Source organism: Fluviicola sp. (assembly GCF_030151805.1).
In the GTDB taxonomy this organism is placed as follows: Bacteria; Bacteroidota; Bacteroidia; order Flavobacteriales_D; family Crocinitomicaceae; genus Fluviicola.
In genome coordinates, this window is record NZ_JASLCN010000411.1 from 1 (window position 1) to 15620 (window position 15620).

Genomic DNA, 15620 nt, shown 5'->3' on the forward strand with positions numbered 1-15620 from the left:
GATTGATTGGTTCCCGCACTCACATTTGGCAGCGCAGTAACCACAACCGTTGTTACGGAAGTACAGGTAGAACCATTATCCGTCACTGTTACTTCAAAATTATAAGTTCCCGGAATTGCAGGAACCGGAACTGCCGTCGGGTTTTGAAGATTGGAGGTAAATCCATTCGGTCCTGTCCAGGAATATGTAGCATTTGCAATCGTTGTTGCAAACAGGTTCACGGTGGTCACTCCTTCACAAACCGGCCCGTTATTGGTTGCAGTAACCGAACATCCGCATGGGTTCACCACGATTGTAGCAGTTGCTGTTGTAGACGACGGACACAAAGGATTTCCTGTTGCAGAATTCACCGTATAGGTGTAAGTTCCTGGTGTAGCCGGAGGTGTTGCTGTAACCGCAGCCCCTGTGGTTCCGCTTAAATTCGGTGAAGCATTCCAGGTGTATGTTCCATTCCCTCCTGTTGCGGTCAGATTCACTGATTCTCCCACACAAATCGTGGAATTTACCGGGACAACATCAACAGGTATTGCAACCCCTGTATTTGCGGCAAAAGTATAATCACACACATCACCGGCAAAACCATCAATCATGATGTAATAGGTGTTTCCGGGTGTTAATCCCGTAGCAGAAACCGATTGCGAATTTGTTGAAGGAGCCAGCTGGCTGCAGTAGTAAGAAGTTACGGTTCCGGAACAGTTGTTTGCGGAAAAGATCATGATTTGAATTCCGTCTCCATAAAGCGAATTAAAAACCCAGGCGTCAAATGAAATTGTGGAAGATGACGCTACAAAGGTCAGAAAGGAATTATTCTCGATCGATCCACAGAATTCTCCTGTCAATCCACAATCGAACAAGCCTAAAAAACCACAGGACTGACTCCAGGTATTAACCGTATAAGTAGAAGAAGTATTTCCACAATATCCGTTTAATTCACAGATCGGTGTGGCAGTTGCACATGTATTTCCTGCAGGTGGATTCGACCCGCATGGTGGCTGGGAATAGCCGACTGAACACAAAATCACAGTCAGCAGAAGTAATAAATGCTTCATTTCTGCTGATTTTTGCGGTTTTTGATGTACGCTAAAATTGCCTTATTGGTGTCAGTAGGCTCTACCCGTGCTTTGTAGGTAAAATGTTCGTGAAGTTTATTAAACTCTGTTGCGGAACATTGATCAATCAGTTCGTAAACAGTGTTCAAAGGCTGGGTTTTTGACTGCTCGTAAACATACAAGTAATCAATGCGTGTCTGGCTTGCCTGTTTATTCGTTTGTTCCTGGGAAAATGCAGAAAAAGAAACGGCAAGCAAAAACAATTGTAGGGTAACAATTCTTTTCATAGTAGTAGTAAGTAAATGGTTCAGTTTAGAAGTGCTTAGCGGAAAATCCACTAAGCACTTGTAAAACAAAGTAGTAACGATTCAAAAATAGGGAAAAATCGCCAAAACCAACTAATTACTTAAAATCCTTAACAGAAAAGAAATCAACTGTTTGAATCATAACAGGTGATTATCGTATCACCTGCACGTTTCCTTGTCCTGTTTCGGTAGTCATACCATCCAATCCGGTTGCCGTGAAATTATAGAAGTAAACTCCGTCATCCACCAGATTTCCGTTGTATCGTCCATCCCAGAAACCATCTAAGCCTGTGATTGTAGCCATTTTATTTCCCCATCTGTTTACAATAGTAACTTCTACTGAAATTGCATTCTCCAGGCGGATAAAGAAAACATCGTTGTTTCCGTCACCATTCGGAGTGAAGATATTCGGCATAACAACCTTTATCGGAGGGAAAGGAATCACGATGACCTGTAACTGACTCGTATCCTCACAAACTCCGTTACTTGCTGTCAAAACAACCGTGTATGTACCCGGAATCTGATAACCGGAGCTTGGTGTTGCCGAAATATTCGACGTATGATAGTTCGTGTTGTTCCCAAAGTTAAAGTCGTATGAATTCGCATATAAGCTGGAATTGTTAAACTCAACCACCAAACCAGGATACCCTGAAAGCGGAGTATTATTTCCAAGAACTGAATTCGGAACCAAAATAACGGTGATCACTATCGAATCCGTATTCTGACATCCCGCAGCACTTGTTCCCGTAACATAGTAGGTATTTGTTCCAAGCGGCGGTGTGAAATTCGTGTTGTTCGGAAGTGAATTGGACCACACATAGGTAGCCGCACCAGAACCGCTCAAAGCTATCTGGCTTCCTTCACAAATCGTTTGATTAGCTCCTGCATCAACCGCAGGAATCGGATTGACAGTTACAACAACCTGGTCATTTCCCTGGCAGCCATTCGCAGCCGTTCCTGTAACCGTATAAATTGTAGTCGAACCCGGAGTAAAAGGAACTCCATTCGTAATACCATTACTCCATGAATAGGTTTGCGCACCGGTTGCAGTTAATGTTACCGATCCACCTTGACAAACTGCCTGATCTGCACCTCCGTTCACTATAGGTGAAGGACTGATCGTAATCGTAACCTGATCGGTATTGCTGCATCCGTTGGAATTTGTTCCTGTCACGGTGTACGTTTGTGTAGAAGTCGGAGTAAATGGCTGACCGTTTACAACTCCGTTGTTCCAGGTATATGTTTGTGCTCCCGAACCATTCAATGTTACAGGTATTCCCGCACAAACGGATAACGCTGGTCCAGCATCAACAACCGGAAGCGGATTAACCGTTACAACTACCTGGTCTGTTCCCTGGCAACCGAATGCATCTGTTGCATTCAAGGTATACGTTTGTGTCGTTGTGGGACTGAAAGGAACTCCATTCACCACTCCGTTATTCCAGGTGTAAATAACTGCTCCCGAACCGGTAAGTGTTGCGGACTGACCAATACAAATTGCCTGATCCGGTCCTGCATTTACAGGAATTGTTGTGTTTACAGTTACAAGAACCTGATCCGAAGCCTGGCAACCATTTGCAGCCGTTCCAACAACTGTGTATGTTGCAGTTGCTCCAGGAACAAACGGAACCCCATTGGTCACCCCGTTATCCCAGGAATAAGTCGCTGCTCCTGAACCTGTAAGTGTTACCGACTGACCAGAACAAACTGTTTGATCAGGTCCTGCATTTACTATCGGGTAAATTACGTTTACACTTGTTGAAGCAGAAGAAGTACACGTTGTTGTTCCATAAGATGTTGTCGCCGTCATCGTGAAATTGGTAACTCCAGCCGGTAACCCGCCCGCAGAAGCGTTCGCAGAAGTACCGTTTGAAATTCCTGAAGCAGGAACGGAAGTCCACAACAAAGTAGTCGTTGCATTAATGGTAATTGGCGTCGACAAAGTTGGTGATACAGGAACCTGGAAAATGGAAGCCGAAGCTGCAGTACATGAATTATCGTTAATTGCAGAGTTGATTGCACCGGAACCATAAGAAATAGAAGTTGGTGAACCACAAATAGAGGTCAAATTCGAAAACGTAATCTGAGCATTGGTCAAAGAACCTACATCCGCACCGATACAATCGTAAATCTGAACAGCCCAACCTCCGGCTGCCGCATTACAACCAATCAGACTTGACCAGTTGATCGGAGTATTTCCGGGTCCGTATGTACTGTAAGTCCCTCCTAAAGAAGATGGAGCAGGATTACACACATTTAAGTTTCCACCTCCGGAAGTGACAAAACAAAGGTTATTCACGTTATCTCCGCTATTACAGACGTTGTTTTGTCCGTTTGCTCCAGGATTCGGGCTAAGCAAAATTGTTGGAGAACCACAAGCGGGAGGGCCGACCAAATAAAAAGCCAAATCGGATACGTAGGTATGCGTGGCAGAAAAACAAACCTGAATCTGTGTGTTCACGTTAATCAATGATTGCGGTGGTGGCGGATTGTAATAAGAGAATGATCCTGTCGTATTGGTCGTAGAAGACAACGACGCATTGTTACAATTGGATAAAGAACTAGAGGCTGTAACTTCAGTATTTAAATTCCAAACCCAGGCGATATAACAATCCGTAATATTATTTGAAGCATCCCGTATTTCTACACGGTAACCATCACTTGCAAGATTCGAGATCGTGGAAGTTGTTCCGGTTTGAGTCGTTAAAAGCTGCCAGGAAGAAGTTCCCTGATCGTGGTAATACCAGTTAAACGTAAACGGTCCTGTTCCGTTGGTAGGAGTTGCGGTTAAGCTTCCTTGTTGTGCTCCAAGTGTTGTTCCGCACCAGATATAAATGGGATCATTCGGAGCACCATTTGTATAAGCTGTCGTAGAAGATCCCGAATTTCCGTTTGGAACCAACTGTGCATGACCATACATTGAACTTGCTAATGCAAGAAGGGCAAGTAACTTTTTCATCTTAATGGGATCCTTTAAGTTCGTTGATTCGCTGTGTAATTCGAGTTTTCTCATTCAGATAATACTCGCGCTGAGACGAAGCAGCTTCATTTAGCTTCATCTCTACATAAGTCAATGCGTCAATACATTCCGGAAGCGTCCAATCCTGCATTGTACGAACGGGAACCTGCTCGATTACTTTTGGTTTCTGCGCACCTTCAACTCCTTGTGCCTGATGAACAACTACACCATTAGGTAGCTGGGTGGTGTTTGTCTGTGAATGGCCAAGTGTATGTGATGCACAAACAAATAAGCCTATAAAAATTAATCTTCTCATTTTAGTAGCAGAATAACAAATTATGGTTGTTTCAGAAATGTTTCTTAGTTATAACGCGGCGCGCTTCAGAAAAGTTGCACTCTATCAACGTTTTTTTTCGTTGACTTATCAAGTTCTTCCGGTTTTAAATTCAAATGGCTATCTGAAATACAAGCGATAATTTCTATCGCATTTAATCCCCGGACTATTGATGCGATTCAAAGCGTTTAAAAGGTTCAAAAAAACGTGCTCCTGAACTCATGAGCTCTTTCAACTTTTAAACCGGTCAGATGGGAGGTTTCAATGAAAAAAAACCAAATCACCCAAGTCCCCGGACAAAACATCACTTAAAATAACACTCATACTCAATTATCTTCCCTTTTTTATTGCACCAATACCATAAATGTGGTATTTTTGTCAACGAAATATAGCTTTATTTAAAATTAATCTAAATAAAGAATCAACATACTTGTCATGATTACAGTAACAGAACAAGCTAAAAAACAAGCAATCCGATTAATGGAAGACGAAGGAAAAGCCGGTTATTTCATTCGGGTTGGAGTTGAAGGAGGAGGTTGCTCCGGTTTGATGTATCAGCTCACATTTGACAACCAGGAAAGCTCAGAGGATAAAAGTTTTGAAGACAACGGGATCAAAGTTGTTGTCGACAAAAAAAGTTTCTTATACCTCGTTGGAACCGTTTTGGATTTTTCCGGAGGGTTAAACGGGAAGGGATTTGTTTTTTCAAACCCGAATGCGGGAAGAACCTGCGGTTGCGGTGAATCTTTCTCTTTATAAATATTACAAACTTAGATGGGTTATACAGAAAACGACTTAGCGAAAGATTTAGAAAATTCAGAATACAAATTCGGATTTACAACGGATATCGAGTCCGACAGAGCTCCGATTGGATTGAACGAAGACATTATTCGTTTTATTTCTGCTAAGAAAAATGAACCGGAATGGCTTTTAGAGTACCGTTTGAAGTGCTACAAAATCTGGTCGGAAATGACGGAACCTTCCTGGGCTCATATTTCATATCCGAAACCCGATTTCCAGGCAATTTCATATTATGCTGCTCCAAAGCAAACCAAAAAGTATGAAAGCTGGGATGACGTAGATCCTGAAATGAAAGAAACCATGGCTAAATTGGGGATTTCATTGGAAGAACAACAACGTTTAACGGGTGTTGCAGTAGACTTTGTAATGGATTCAGTATCCGTTGCAACCAGTTTTAAATCGAAATTAAAGGAATTGGGAATTATTTTCTGTTCCTTCTCTGAAGCCGTTCAGGAATACCCGGAATTGGTTCAGAAATACATGGGCTCTGTAGTTCCTTCAACGGATAACTTCTACGCAGCTTTAAATTCTGCTGTATTTACAGACGGATCTTTCTGCTACATTCCGAAAGGAGTACGCTGCCCGATGGAATTATCGACCTATTTCCGTATTAACGAAGCAAACACCGGACAATTTGAACGCACATTGGTAATCGCTGATGAAGGTTCTTATGTTTCCTATTTGGAAGGTTGTACGGCTCCGCAGCGCGACGAAAATCAATTGCACGCAGCGGTTGTTGAGCTGATCGCTCTGAAAGATGCAGAAATTAAATATTCTACGGTTCAGAACTGGTATCCGGGAGATAAAAACGGAGACGGTGGAGTGTTCAACTTCGTTACGAAACGCGGATTGTGCGAAACAAACGCTAAAATTTCGTGGACACAGGTTGAAACAGGATCTGCGGTTACCTGGAAATATCCTTCCTGTATTTTAAAAGGAGATAACTCAATCGGGGAATTTTATTCCGTGGCGGTAACAAACAACTACCAGCAGGCTGATACGGGAACCAAAATGATTCACCTCGGAAAGAATACAAAAAGTACGATTATTTCCAAGGGAATTTCTGCCGGTAAATCCCACAATTCATACCGTGGATTGGTTCAGATTCATAAAAACGCACACAATGCCCGCAACTTCTCACAATGTGATTCATTGTTGATGACTGATGAATGCGGAGCGCATACTTTCCCGTACATCGAATGTAAAAACCCAAGTGCGAAAATTGAGCATGAGGCTACGACTTCCAAAATCGGGGAAGACCAGATTTTCTACTGTTTGCAACGAGGAATTTCCGAAGAAAAAGCAATCAGTTTGATCGTTAACGGATACTGCAAAGAAGTGTTGAATCAACTTCCGATGGAGTTTGCCGTTGAAGCACAAAAATTATTGACCATCAGTTTAGAAGGGTCGGTAGGATAAAATTAGAAAAAGCCACCCTCCTCAATCCTCCCTCAAGGGAGGAAGTCATTTCCCCCTTTGAAGGGGGACTTAGGGGGATGGAAAAGACCAATTCGCGACTCATCGCAATTTAGATAAAAGTATGTTGAAAATTGAAAATTTACACGCGTCGATTGACGGAAAAGAAATTCTGAAAGGACTTAACTTAGAAGTAAAAGCTGGTGAAGTTCACGCAATCATGGGACCAAACGGTGCCGGAAAAAGTACGCTAGCAAGCGTTTTGGCAGGACGCGAAGAATACGAAGTTACTGAAGGATCAGTAAATTTTGACGGAGCGGATTTGCTGGAAATGGCAACAGAAGATCGTGCAAGAGAAGGTTTATTTTTAGCATTTCAGTATCCGGTTGAAATTCCGGGTGTGTCAAACGTTAACTTCCTTCGCACAGCACTAAACGAAATTCGTGAATACCGCGGTGAAACAGCTATTTCTGCGAAAGAATTCATGGCACTGGTAAAAGAAAAATCGGCTATCGTGGAATTGGATGCAAAATTGGCTTCCCGCTCTGTAAACGAAGGTTTTTCCGGTGGTGAGAAAAAACGTAATGAGATTTTCCAAATGGCGATGTTGGATCCGAAACTTTCTATTTTGGACGAAACGGATTCAGGATTGGATATTGATGCATTGCGCATCGTTGCAAACGGAGTGAACAAACTGAAATCTGATAAAAACGCAACGATTGTGATTACACACTACCAACGTTTGTTGGATTACATCGTTCCGGATTTTGTTCACGTATTATACGATGGAAAAATTGTGAAATCAGGGCCGAAAGAATTAGCCTTGGAATTGGAAGAAAAAGGTTACGATTGGATTAAAGCAGAATTTGCTCATTCCTAATTTTATTCAGATGCAAATTATTGAAAAAGAATCGGCAGCAAGCGTAAACTGGCAATTAAACGGATCCTTTATTTTGAATCCGGAATTGCGTCAGAAAGCACTTGATGTTTTAGATCAGACTCCATTTCCGACAACAAAAACGGAAGCCTGGAAATATACGCGCGTTGCAAAAATCAAAAACAGCACTTTATCCGTTCAGGAAAATCCGCTGACTGTAAACGGAAATTTCGGCTTAGAAGAAAATTCCATTCAGTATGTTTTTGTAAACGGGCATTTCTCAGCAGAACTTTCTTCGAAAAACTATCCTGAAGGATTAAAAATCGAAGCACTTTCTCAAATGGAAGCAACAGAAGCGGCCGTTTTAGGAACAGCTGTTCCTTTGGACGGAGAAGTTTTTTCAGCGATCAATACGGCATATGCAACGGACGGATTGTACGTTCATGTTTCTGCCAAAATGCAGATCGAGCCGACTATTGAAATCATTCAGATCAATACAGGCAAAAACATTCTTTCGAATCTGCGTCACGTGTTGGTAGCCGAAGCATTTTCTGAAGTTCGTTTTGTTCAGCGTTCTATTTCCGTTGACGGTTCTGAAAACTTCACCAATGTGATTTCAGAAATCCGCGTAGGGAAAAATGCCAAAATGGTTATCGACAAACTTCAGGAGGAAGACGAATCATGTTTTCAGATCTCTACGGAGTTGGTGGACCAGGAACAGGATTCAAACTTCACAATCAACACCGTTACTTTAAACGGTACATTGGTTCGCAATAACCTGACGATTGAAGTAAACGGGCAAAATTGTGAAACGCATTTGAACGGAGCATACATTCTGAACGGAAATCAGCATGTAGACAATCATACGATCGTAGATCACAAAGTTGCCAATTGCGAATCCAATGAGCTCTACAAAGGAGTTATCGACGGAAAAGCAACAGCTGTGTTCAACGGGAAAGTGTTTGTACGTAAAGACGCGCAGAAAATCAATGCATTCCAGTCAAACGCAAATGTTTTGTTAAGCGACGACGCAACTATTAACAGCAAACCGGAATTGGAAATTTATGCCGACGACGTAAAATGTTCTCATGGTTCAACCACCGGTCAGTTAGACGAAGAGGCTGTTTTCTACCTGCGTGCAAGAGGATTGAGCGAAGCAAGTGCCCGCCAGTTGATGGTTGGAGCTTTTGTGGAAGACGTATTACAGAAAATTGAAAATGAATCTGTAACGAATCGCATTCATTCCATTTTAAAAGAACGATTCAATTGGGTTATTGAATAATCCGATCCTCGATAAAATTCAGAAATCCATCCGTCAGTTGACAGATGGATTTTTTATTTCGGCTTATTTCTCTATTCTCATTCTGGTTTTTTAGCGCTCGAGTTAATGGTCGTTACCTGCCCAGGTTTATTCGTATTCGAAACCGCCTGGGTTTCTTTCATGACAGGTTCCACCTGAATAACGGGTTTCGACATTCTCCCCATTGAATTCACCACAACCGAATCCGTTGTATTCTCCTTCGGAGCTTTTTCTTCCGTAGGAACAGGAGTAATGGTTACTTTTCTTTCCGAAGAAATGTGTTGGGAAAAAGCCGCTGTCGACAATAAGCTCAATCCGCTGATTAAAAGAAGTTGTTTCATAACCTGCAAATTAATTTAGCACCATAATTGTCATCTCTCCCGGATTCGTGTCCAGCGCAGCATTTCCACCGATATTTACACTCGATGTTCCGCTGCTGCGTGCAGTTCTCAACTCAATCGTATGAGCTCCTGCCGGCAAAGTGATCATTGTATTAATGGCACAAGTACTGAAGCTATTCGTACCTGTTCCATTCACAACAGAAAAACGGTTCCATCCCCCACTTGGCAGGAAATTTCCATCCACGTAAACGATCATATCAATATTCGAGTATGCCCCGGTTGTTGTTACCGTATTCAATGCTCCGATCGTTGCCCAGATAATAACCGTCGAAGAAGCTGCCAGGTTAATTGTCTGAGTCATTCCGGGCTGAAGCGTTGCAACAGTTGAAGTAACTGCCGCTCTTCCCGCCGTACCGTAAACATGATATTTATCAATCACTCCCGGAGGGCCTTGCGGGCCTGTAGCGCCCGTTGCACCTGCGGCTCCCGCCGCACCAGCCGGGCCTGCCGGACCTTGAGCTCCTGCTGGTCCTTGTGGACCTGTTGCACCCGCTGCGCCAGCTGGACCGGCTGCACCAGCCGCTCCTTGTGGACCCGCGGGGCCTGCCGGACCTTGAGGACCGGTTGCCCCGGCACTACACAGGTTTTGCCATGCTGCCGCAGTACTTTCATAAAAGAAGAAGCAATTCACATCTATATCATAAACCATTAACCCTTCAGTTGGGGCTGCTATTGCATTTCGCTGCACAGTAGTCATTCGCGGCACTAAGACCCCCTGACTTGTCGATTGCATTTCTAAAACGGCATTCGGATTCGGAGTCGCAGTACCGATTCCCACGTTGTTTTGCGCATAAGCCGCATTCAATCCGAAGATCAGAGCGAAGGCAGCAAGTAAGTTCTGTTTTTGTTGCATGATACTTTTTGATTAGTTTCTGATAACTGTTACGTTACCCTGATAGTTGTATTCTTTAGTAGCAGAGGTTGCTTTCAGTTTATAAAAGTAAACCCCGTCTTCGACCGGCTGCCCGTTTGTTTTTCCGTCCCAGGTAAGCGCCGGGTCACTCGATACGAAAACCGTATTTCCCCATCGGTTGACGATCACCAAATCATATGTTTTGATACCTGAAGTTTTGATGAGGAAAAAGTCATTTGTACCATCGTTATTCGGTGTAATAATGTTCGGAACGACGATATCATGGAAGATTTGAATCGTTTGCGAAGCACTTCCCACGCAACCATTGTTATTCGTAACGATCAATGTAACAGGGTAGGAATCTCCGCCATCTTCATACACGTGATCCGGATTTTGGCTTAAAGATCCGTTTCCGTCTCCAAATGACCAGTTCCATGAAACAGCCCCGTTTGTCTGATCTGTAAAACTGTAATTCGATCCGTCTTCCGTGTAAGTAAATTGCGCCAATGGTGAAGGATTAACAGTCGGAGTGCAATTTCCCGGTTGGGAAGAACATCCGTTTGTTCCCTGGTCAATAACCGTTACTTGTCCGGTTCCCGTTGTCCAATCAACCGTTACATTTGATGTTCCCTGCCCGGAAGTAATCGTTCCGCTTGAGGGGAAAGTCCATTGGAAATTTCCGGAACCTCCGCTAACGGTAAATACATTGTTTGTTGTATTCTCACAAATTGTAGGACAATTCAATGTTGGCGGACCAGGTTTTACTGTCGACAAAATATAAGGGAGTCCCGGATTCGGGAAATTCCACGCAGCTTTCGTTCTGGTCGTAAATCCTCCGTTGATATTGGAGGTTGTGGTTCCCATATCATTCCAATTCGAGCTGGCAGTTCTCCAATGTGCCATTCCGGTCCAGTCTCCGTCATCTGCAATCACATAAAACATGCGAATATCCGTCGGAGCAGTACCGATCACACGCTCAATGGAATGATAGTAAGCCGGATTCAATGCACACATGTTGCCATCGGTTTGAGATCTGTCAAAAGCATCCGCATTCGCATCGTAATTATTGAAACGCACGGTATACTCCGCTCCCAGGCTGGATTGAGGTGTTAATTCAATCGGACGAAAACGCAATGTTCCCGCACTTGATCCGGTTGGAAAGATATAGGTGCTTGCAAAATTGGTAATTCGGGAAAGTGTTCCCGGTGTAATGCTGCTCACAAAACCTTCGGCCCCAAACGTGTTTGAATAAGATACCGCAGCAACCGCCGGATTCTTTACAAAAAAAGAATTCGTTTGTGTTTCCAACTCTCTTGAATTCAACTGAAGCGTTCCGGACGTAGCGGTAGTTGCATCGACACCCTGCAACGTTTTTTTTCGGTTGTTCCCGGTTCCCGTTCCGGTAAGGATCAAGTTATTGAAAACCGTTGAAACTCCGTTTGTGGAAGTAATAAATTGCTGGGTATTTCCGAAAAGTGTCACGGTAGAAGTTCCTCCGTTAAAAATCCCGTTGTTGATCCAATCCTGTTCAACAAGATAAAATCCGTTTCCGCTTACTGTAGAGTTCGCCCCTATTTGAAATGTTCCGGGGATCGGGAAAGTGGAATTTTTGGTGATTGTTACAGAACCGTTATTCGTCAGATTGGTTGTTTGGGCCAATTCAACACCTCCGTTTACCTGAACAATCGCTCCGGAAGAAACTGAAATTAAGGCTCCGTTTGAGTAAAACATCTGTCCGAACGAGAGAAAAGGACATAATGATGCTAGTAGTACACCAATTAGTAGTTTCATGGGGTTTCAATTAATGTTAGAGTAAATATAAATTAACTTACTAAAAACTAAACGTTATAATTTAAAAAATAGTTGCTTATCCTATTGATTTTATTGAAATTACGTGAATGATTAAACAGTTTTGTGAAATTAAATTCTAACAAAGTTTATAATCAAAGAATTGGGTTAAATAATCGGTAATATAGAAGCAATTGCTTCACTTCGATTACTTTTGTAGTATGGAAGAACGTTTAGACAAATTATTGGTCGACCGTGGTTTGGTAACTTCACGAACCAGAGGAGAAGAATTGATTAAAAACGGAGACGTTTTAGTCAATGGGATTTCCGTTGAAAAACCCGGAAAGAAAATTCCGCTGGATGCCAACATTTTGCTGTTAAACGAAGAACTAACCTGGGTATCCCGCGGGGCGCTGAAATTGTTAAAAGCAATTGAACACTTTCAGATTCCGGTAGCAGGAAAATCGTTTATCGACCTGGGAGCTTCAACAGGTGGGTTCACGGAAGTTTTGCTCAGTAAAGACGCTGCCCACGTTTATTGTGTGGATGTCGGACACGGACAACTTCACGAACGCATCCGAAGCAATCCGCGCATCACCAATATTGAGAAAACACATGTCCGCGAATTAACCTCATCACACGTTCCAAATCCGGTGGACGGAATTGTGATTGATGTTTCGTTCATTTCATTGGAAAAAGTACTTCCGTTTACAAGCAGTTTTGTTGAATCAGATGGCATCCTCGTTGCGCTGATCAAACCGCAGTTTGAATTGGAGAAGAAATTCCTGAACAAACAGGGAGTTGTTAAAAGCGCCTCGGTTTATCCGGATATTTTGAAACGGATCGAGAAGTCTGTCAGCGATTCGAATTTTGAAGTTGTCGGAATCATCGACTCTCCGATTATCGGTGGAGACGGAAACAAGGAATTTTTACTCTTTGCACGTAAAAAATAAATCGCAACAAAAATCCCGTCCAGGTTAAACCAAGACGGGATTTTTTATTTGAATTTTGTTTTGATCTATTCCTTAATGATCAGAATAGATAAATTCCCTTTGATCAGATCAGCTGTTGCGCTTCCGATATTTAATTGTGCCGTTCCCTCAGCGTATTTTGCCCGCAATTGAATGGTATGTGATCCTGCTGTCATATTAAACACACTCGACAAGCTCCACTGCGAAATAATTTGCCCCAGAGAGGCAGAATTCGCTGCAGGAACTCTTCGCTGTAACGTTGAAGCAACGCCGTCAATAAAAACAGCAAAATCAGCTACTCCGTGAACAACTCCTGTGTTTGCATTTTGAAATCCGCCGTCACTTGAAATATACACTTTTGCATTTGCAGGAACAGTAATTGTTTGTGTCAATCCCGGAACCAAAGTATAGGTTGTCATAGCAGTTGTCAATACTAACTGGCTGGTCGTATAAACCGTTCCTCCAAATTGTCCGGTCGTTCCTGCCGGGCCTTGAGGACCGGTTGCTCCGGTTGCTCCCGCTGCACCTTGAGATCCGGCAGCACCTGCTGGTCCGGCCGGTCCCTGTGGGCCAGTTGCGCCTGCAGCGCCATTCGCACCAGCCGGACCCTGAGGACCCGTTGCTCCCACAGGACCTACGGGACCTTGTGGTCCGGGAGTTCCGGCTCCGCCTCCGGCACAAAGATTCTGCCAAACAGCAGCAGTGCTTTCATAAAAGAAAAAGCAATTCACATCTGTATCATAAATCAACAAGCCCTCGGTTGGCGCCGCAATGGCATTTCTCTGTGCAGTTGTCAAGCGGGGAACCAAAACTCCCTGAGTAGTTGACTGCATGTCCAGAATTGCATTTGGATTCGGTGTGTTTGTACCAATTCCCACGTTGTTTTGAGCGTTTCCTTTACCGAAGCTCAATAAAATTGTAACAGAAGCAAGCAGGGTTTTCGTGTGTGTTTTCATTTTTTTTAGCTGATTAATTTCTTATAAGTGTTATGTTTCCCTGATAGTGGTATTCTTTCGTATTGGAAGAGGCTTTCAGTTTATAGAAATAAACACCTTCTTCCATCCATTTCCCGTCAGATCTCCCGTCCCAGATTACATTCGGGCTGTTTGAAGTAAAGACCAGGTTTCCCCAACGGTTAAAAATCTGTAAATCGTACTCTTTTACCCCAATTGCTTTGATGTAAAAGACATCGTTTATTCCATCATTATCAGGAGTAAAAATGTTCGGTACGGTTATTTCCGAGAATAACTCAACAACTTGCGAGCCCTTGCCAATACAACCATTGGCATTCGTTACTTCCAGCGTTACGAGGTAATTGTCCTCCATTCCGGAATAAGTATGTGAAGGAGCTTGAACAGCCGAACCGAAGCCATCTCCAAAATCCCAAACCCAGGAAACTGCGCCGGGTGTATGATCCGTAAACTGGTAGTTCGTTCCGTTTTCAGTGAATGAAAAATCAACTTCTGCATTCGGTATGATGTTCGGAGTACAAACAACGGGTAAGGAACTACAACCATTCCCATCAATTGCTACCACTGAAACCTGTCCTGATCCGGATTGCCAGTTAGCTTCAGCAGTGCTTGTTCCCTGCCCTGAAATCAACGATGCATTGGAAGGAAAAGTCCACTGGTAATTGGTCGTGGTTCCGGTAAGTGTAAATACATTTCCAATAGAGTTTTCACACACATCCGGGCAATTCAGCTGAGGAGCTTCCGGACGCAAACGCGCAAGAATATACGGATGACCCGGAACAACAAAATTCCAGGCCGTTTTTGTTCGTGTATCAAATCCACCGGAAACCGCCCCGTTTGTAGCACCCATATCTGTCCATTCGGAAGCCGGGTTCTGCCATTGCGCCATTGCCGGCCAATTTCCATCCGACGCGGAAACATAGAACAAACGCAAATCTGTAGGGGCTGAACCAACAACCCGTTCGATGGAATGATAATAGTTCGGATTCAGGGAGCAGGTCAAATCATCCGTTTGTGATCGATCAAAATTATCTATTGATGCGTCGACGTTGTTCAAACGAGCTGTATATTGAGCAGCCGCATTTGTTGAAGGAGTTAACTCCACAGGTCTGAAACGCAACGTTCCGGCACTGGATCCTGTAGGAAACACATAAGCCGAAGCCTGGTTGGTCAAGCGCGAAAAGGTTCCGGGAGTCAAACTGCTTACAAAGCCTTCTGATCCGAAGGTATTCAGATACGTTACGGCTGTCACAGACGGATTCAATACAAAAAAAGAATTGGTCTGAGTTTCGAGTTCACGGTCATTCAATTGCAGAATCCCGGTTATTCCGGTTGAAGCATTGACACCGGCCAATGTTTTCTTCCGGTTATTACCAGTTCCGGTTCCTGTAAGAATCAACTGATTAAATACGGTTGAAACAGCATTCAGTGTTGTGATGAATTGCTGTGTATTTCCGAATAAGGTAACAGTAGAAGTTCCAGCATTAAACGTTCCGTTATTAACCCAATCCTGTTCCACAAAATAGCCCCCGTTTCCATTGACCTGGGACACGGTTCCGATGATAAAATTTCCGGGAACAGCAAAGGTTGAATTT

General features: G+C 43.3%; 13 protein-coding genes and 1 pseudogene. 5 read left to right on the forward strand and 9 right to left on the reverse strand.

All coding sequences use genetic code 11. The annotated features are described in order from the left end of the window. From Q1V93_RS15460 to Q1V93_RS15475, 4 genes and pseudogenes are all read right to left on the reverse strand, one after another. Positions 1-1049: pseudogene (locus Q1V93_RS15460) on the reverse strand (hypothetical protein); the annotation flags it as partial. Beyond that, complete coding sequence (locus Q1V93_RS15465) at positions 1046-1336, reverse strand: hypothetical protein (protein WP_300665898.1); 291 nt, start codon at positions 1334-1336, stop codon at positions 1046-1048. The pseudogene Q1V93_RS15460 and the gene Q1V93_RS15465, both read right to left, overlap by 4 nt. A 169-nt stretch (positions 1337-1505) precedes the next feature. Beyond that, entirely contained in the window at positions 1506-4313 is a 2808-nt protein-coding gene (locus tag Q1V93_RS15470) for a gliding motility-associated C-terminal domain-containing protein (protein ID WP_300665899.1), read from the reverse strand. A gap of 1 nt (position 4314) precedes the next feature. Further along, a complete protein-coding gene (locus Q1V93_RS15475) occupies positions 4315-4629 on the reverse strand; it encodes a hypothetical protein (protein ID WP_300665901.1) in 315 nt (104 codons plus the stop codon). Between the two features lie 453 nt (positions 4630-5082). Here Q1V93_RS15475 and Q1V93_RS15480 point away from each other — a divergent pair, with 453 nt between their 5' ends. The 4 genes from Q1V93_RS15480 (at position 5083) to sufD (ending at position 9023) form a co-directional block, all read left to right on the forward strand. Beyond that, positions 5083-5406, forward strand: a complete 324-nt coding sequence (locus Q1V93_RS15480; protein WP_300665902.1) for an iron-sulfur cluster assembly accessory protein — start codon at positions 5083-5085, stop codon at positions 5404-5406. A 15-nt stretch (positions 5407-5421) separates the two neighbouring features. Further along, complete coding sequence (sufB, locus tag Q1V93_RS15485; RefSeq protein ID WP_300665903.1) at positions 5422-6867, forward strand: Fe-S cluster assembly protein SufB; 1446 nt, start codon at positions 5422-5424, stop codon at positions 6865-6867. Positions 6868-6988: 121 nt separating this feature from the next. Further along, complete coding sequence (sufC, locus tag Q1V93_RS15490) at positions 6989-7744, forward strand: Fe-S cluster assembly ATPase SufC (protein ID WP_300665904.1); 756 nt, start codon at positions 6989-6991, stop codon at positions 7742-7744. Positions 7745-7754: 10 nt separating this feature from the next. Next, on the forward strand, positions 7755-9023 hold the full coding sequence (gene sufD / locus Q1V93_RS15495; RefSeq protein WP_300665906.1) for a Fe-S cluster assembly protein SufD: 1269 nt from the start codon (positions 7755-7757) through the stop codon (positions 9021-9023). A 77-nt stretch (positions 9024-9100) separates the two neighbouring features. On the opposite strand, the gene Q1V93_RS15500 is transcribed toward sufD, so the two are convergent. From Q1V93_RS15500 to Q1V93_RS15510, 3 genes are read right to left on the reverse strand one after another with little or no spacing between them, the layout of a single operon-like run. Beyond that, positions 9101-9382, reverse strand: a complete 282-nt coding sequence (locus Q1V93_RS15500; protein ID WP_300665907.1) for a hypothetical protein — start codon at positions 9380-9382, stop codon at positions 9101-9103. Positions 9383-9392: 10 nt separating this feature from the next. After that, complete coding sequence (locus Q1V93_RS15505) at positions 9393-10295, reverse strand: hypothetical protein (protein WP_300665908.1); 903 nt, start codon at positions 10293-10295, stop codon at positions 9393-9395. 12 nt (positions 10296-10307) lie between these two features. After that, complete coding sequence (locus tag Q1V93_RS15510) at positions 10308-12086, reverse strand: gliding motility-associated C-terminal domain-containing protein (RefSeq protein ID WP_300665909.1); 1779 nt, start codon at positions 12084-12086, stop codon at positions 10308-10310. 218 nt (positions 12087-12304) lie between these two features. On the opposite strand from Q1V93_RS15510, the gene Q1V93_RS15515 reads away from it, so the two are divergent. Further along, on the forward strand, positions 12305-13036 hold the full coding sequence (locus Q1V93_RS15515; protein WP_300665911.1) for a TlyA family RNA methyltransferase: 732 nt from the start codon (positions 12305-12307) through the stop codon (positions 13034-13036). A gap of 65 nt (positions 13037-13101) precedes the next feature. On the opposite strand, the gene Q1V93_RS15520 is transcribed toward Q1V93_RS15515, so the two are convergent. Then, positions 13102-14010 carry a hypothetical protein gene (locus tag Q1V93_RS15520; protein WP_300665912.1) on the reverse strand — a complete coding sequence of 303 codons (909 nt, stop codon included), beginning with the start codon at positions 14008-14010 and terminating at the stop codon, positions 13102-13104. Positions 14011-14023: 13 nt separating this feature from the next. Next, positions 14024-15620, reverse strand: a 1597-nt coding sequence (locus Q1V93_RS15525; RefSeq protein ID WP_300665913.1) for a gliding motility-associated C-terminal domain-containing protein, incomplete at its 5' end; no start/stop codon positions are given.

What these genes read in the sequence shown, in the direction of transcription:
- Q1V93_RS15465 (WP_300665898.1), bottom strand. Translation starts at nt 1,336, where the DNA reads ATGAAAAGAATTGTTACCCTACAATTGTTTTTGCTTGCCGTTTCTTTT.
- sufB (WP_300665903.1), top strand. Translation starts at nt 5,422, where the DNA reads ATGGGTTATACAGAAAACGACTTAGCGAAAGATTTAGAAAATTCAGAA.
- Q1V93_RS15500 (WP_300665907.1), bottom strand. Translation starts at nt 9,382, where the DNA reads ATGAAACAACTTCTTTTAATCAGCGGATTGAGCTTATTGTCGACAGCG.
- Q1V93_RS15520 (WP_300665912.1), bottom strand. Translation starts at nt 14,010, where the DNA reads ATGAAAACACACACGAAAACCCTGCTTGCTTCTGTTACAATTTTATTG.
- sufC (WP_300665904.1), top strand. Translation starts at nt 6,989, where the DNA reads ATGTTGAAAATTGAAAATTTACACGCGTCGATTGACGGAAAAGAAATT.
- Q1V93_RS15505 (WP_300665908.1), bottom strand. Translation starts at nt 10,295, where the DNA reads ATGCAACAAAAACAGAACTTACTTGCTGCCTTCGCTCTGATCTTCGGA.
- sufD (WP_300665906.1), top strand. Translation starts at nt 7,755, where the DNA reads ATGCAAATTATTGAAAAAGAATCGGCAGCAAGCGTAAACTGGCAATTA.
- Q1V93_RS15515 (WP_300665911.1), top strand. Translation starts at nt 12,305, where the DNA reads ATGGAAGAACGTTTAGACAAATTATTGGTCGACCGTGGTTTGGTAACT.
- Q1V93_RS15480 (WP_300665902.1), top strand. Translation starts at nt 5,083, where the DNA reads ATGATTACAGTAACAGAACAAGCTAAAAAACAAGCAATCCGATTAATG.
- Q1V93_RS15510 (WP_300665909.1), bottom strand. Translation starts at nt 12,086, where the DNA reads ATGAAACTACTAATTGGTGTACTACTAGCATCATTATGTCCTTTTCTC.
- Q1V93_RS15470 (WP_300665899.1), bottom strand. Translation starts at nt 4,313, where the DNA reads ATGAAAAAGTTACTTGCCCTTCTTGCATTAGCAAGTTCAATGTATGGT.
- Q1V93_RS15475 (WP_300665901.1), bottom strand. Translation starts at nt 4,629, where the DNA reads ATGAGAAGATTAATTTTTATAGGCTTATTTGTTTGTGCATCACATACA.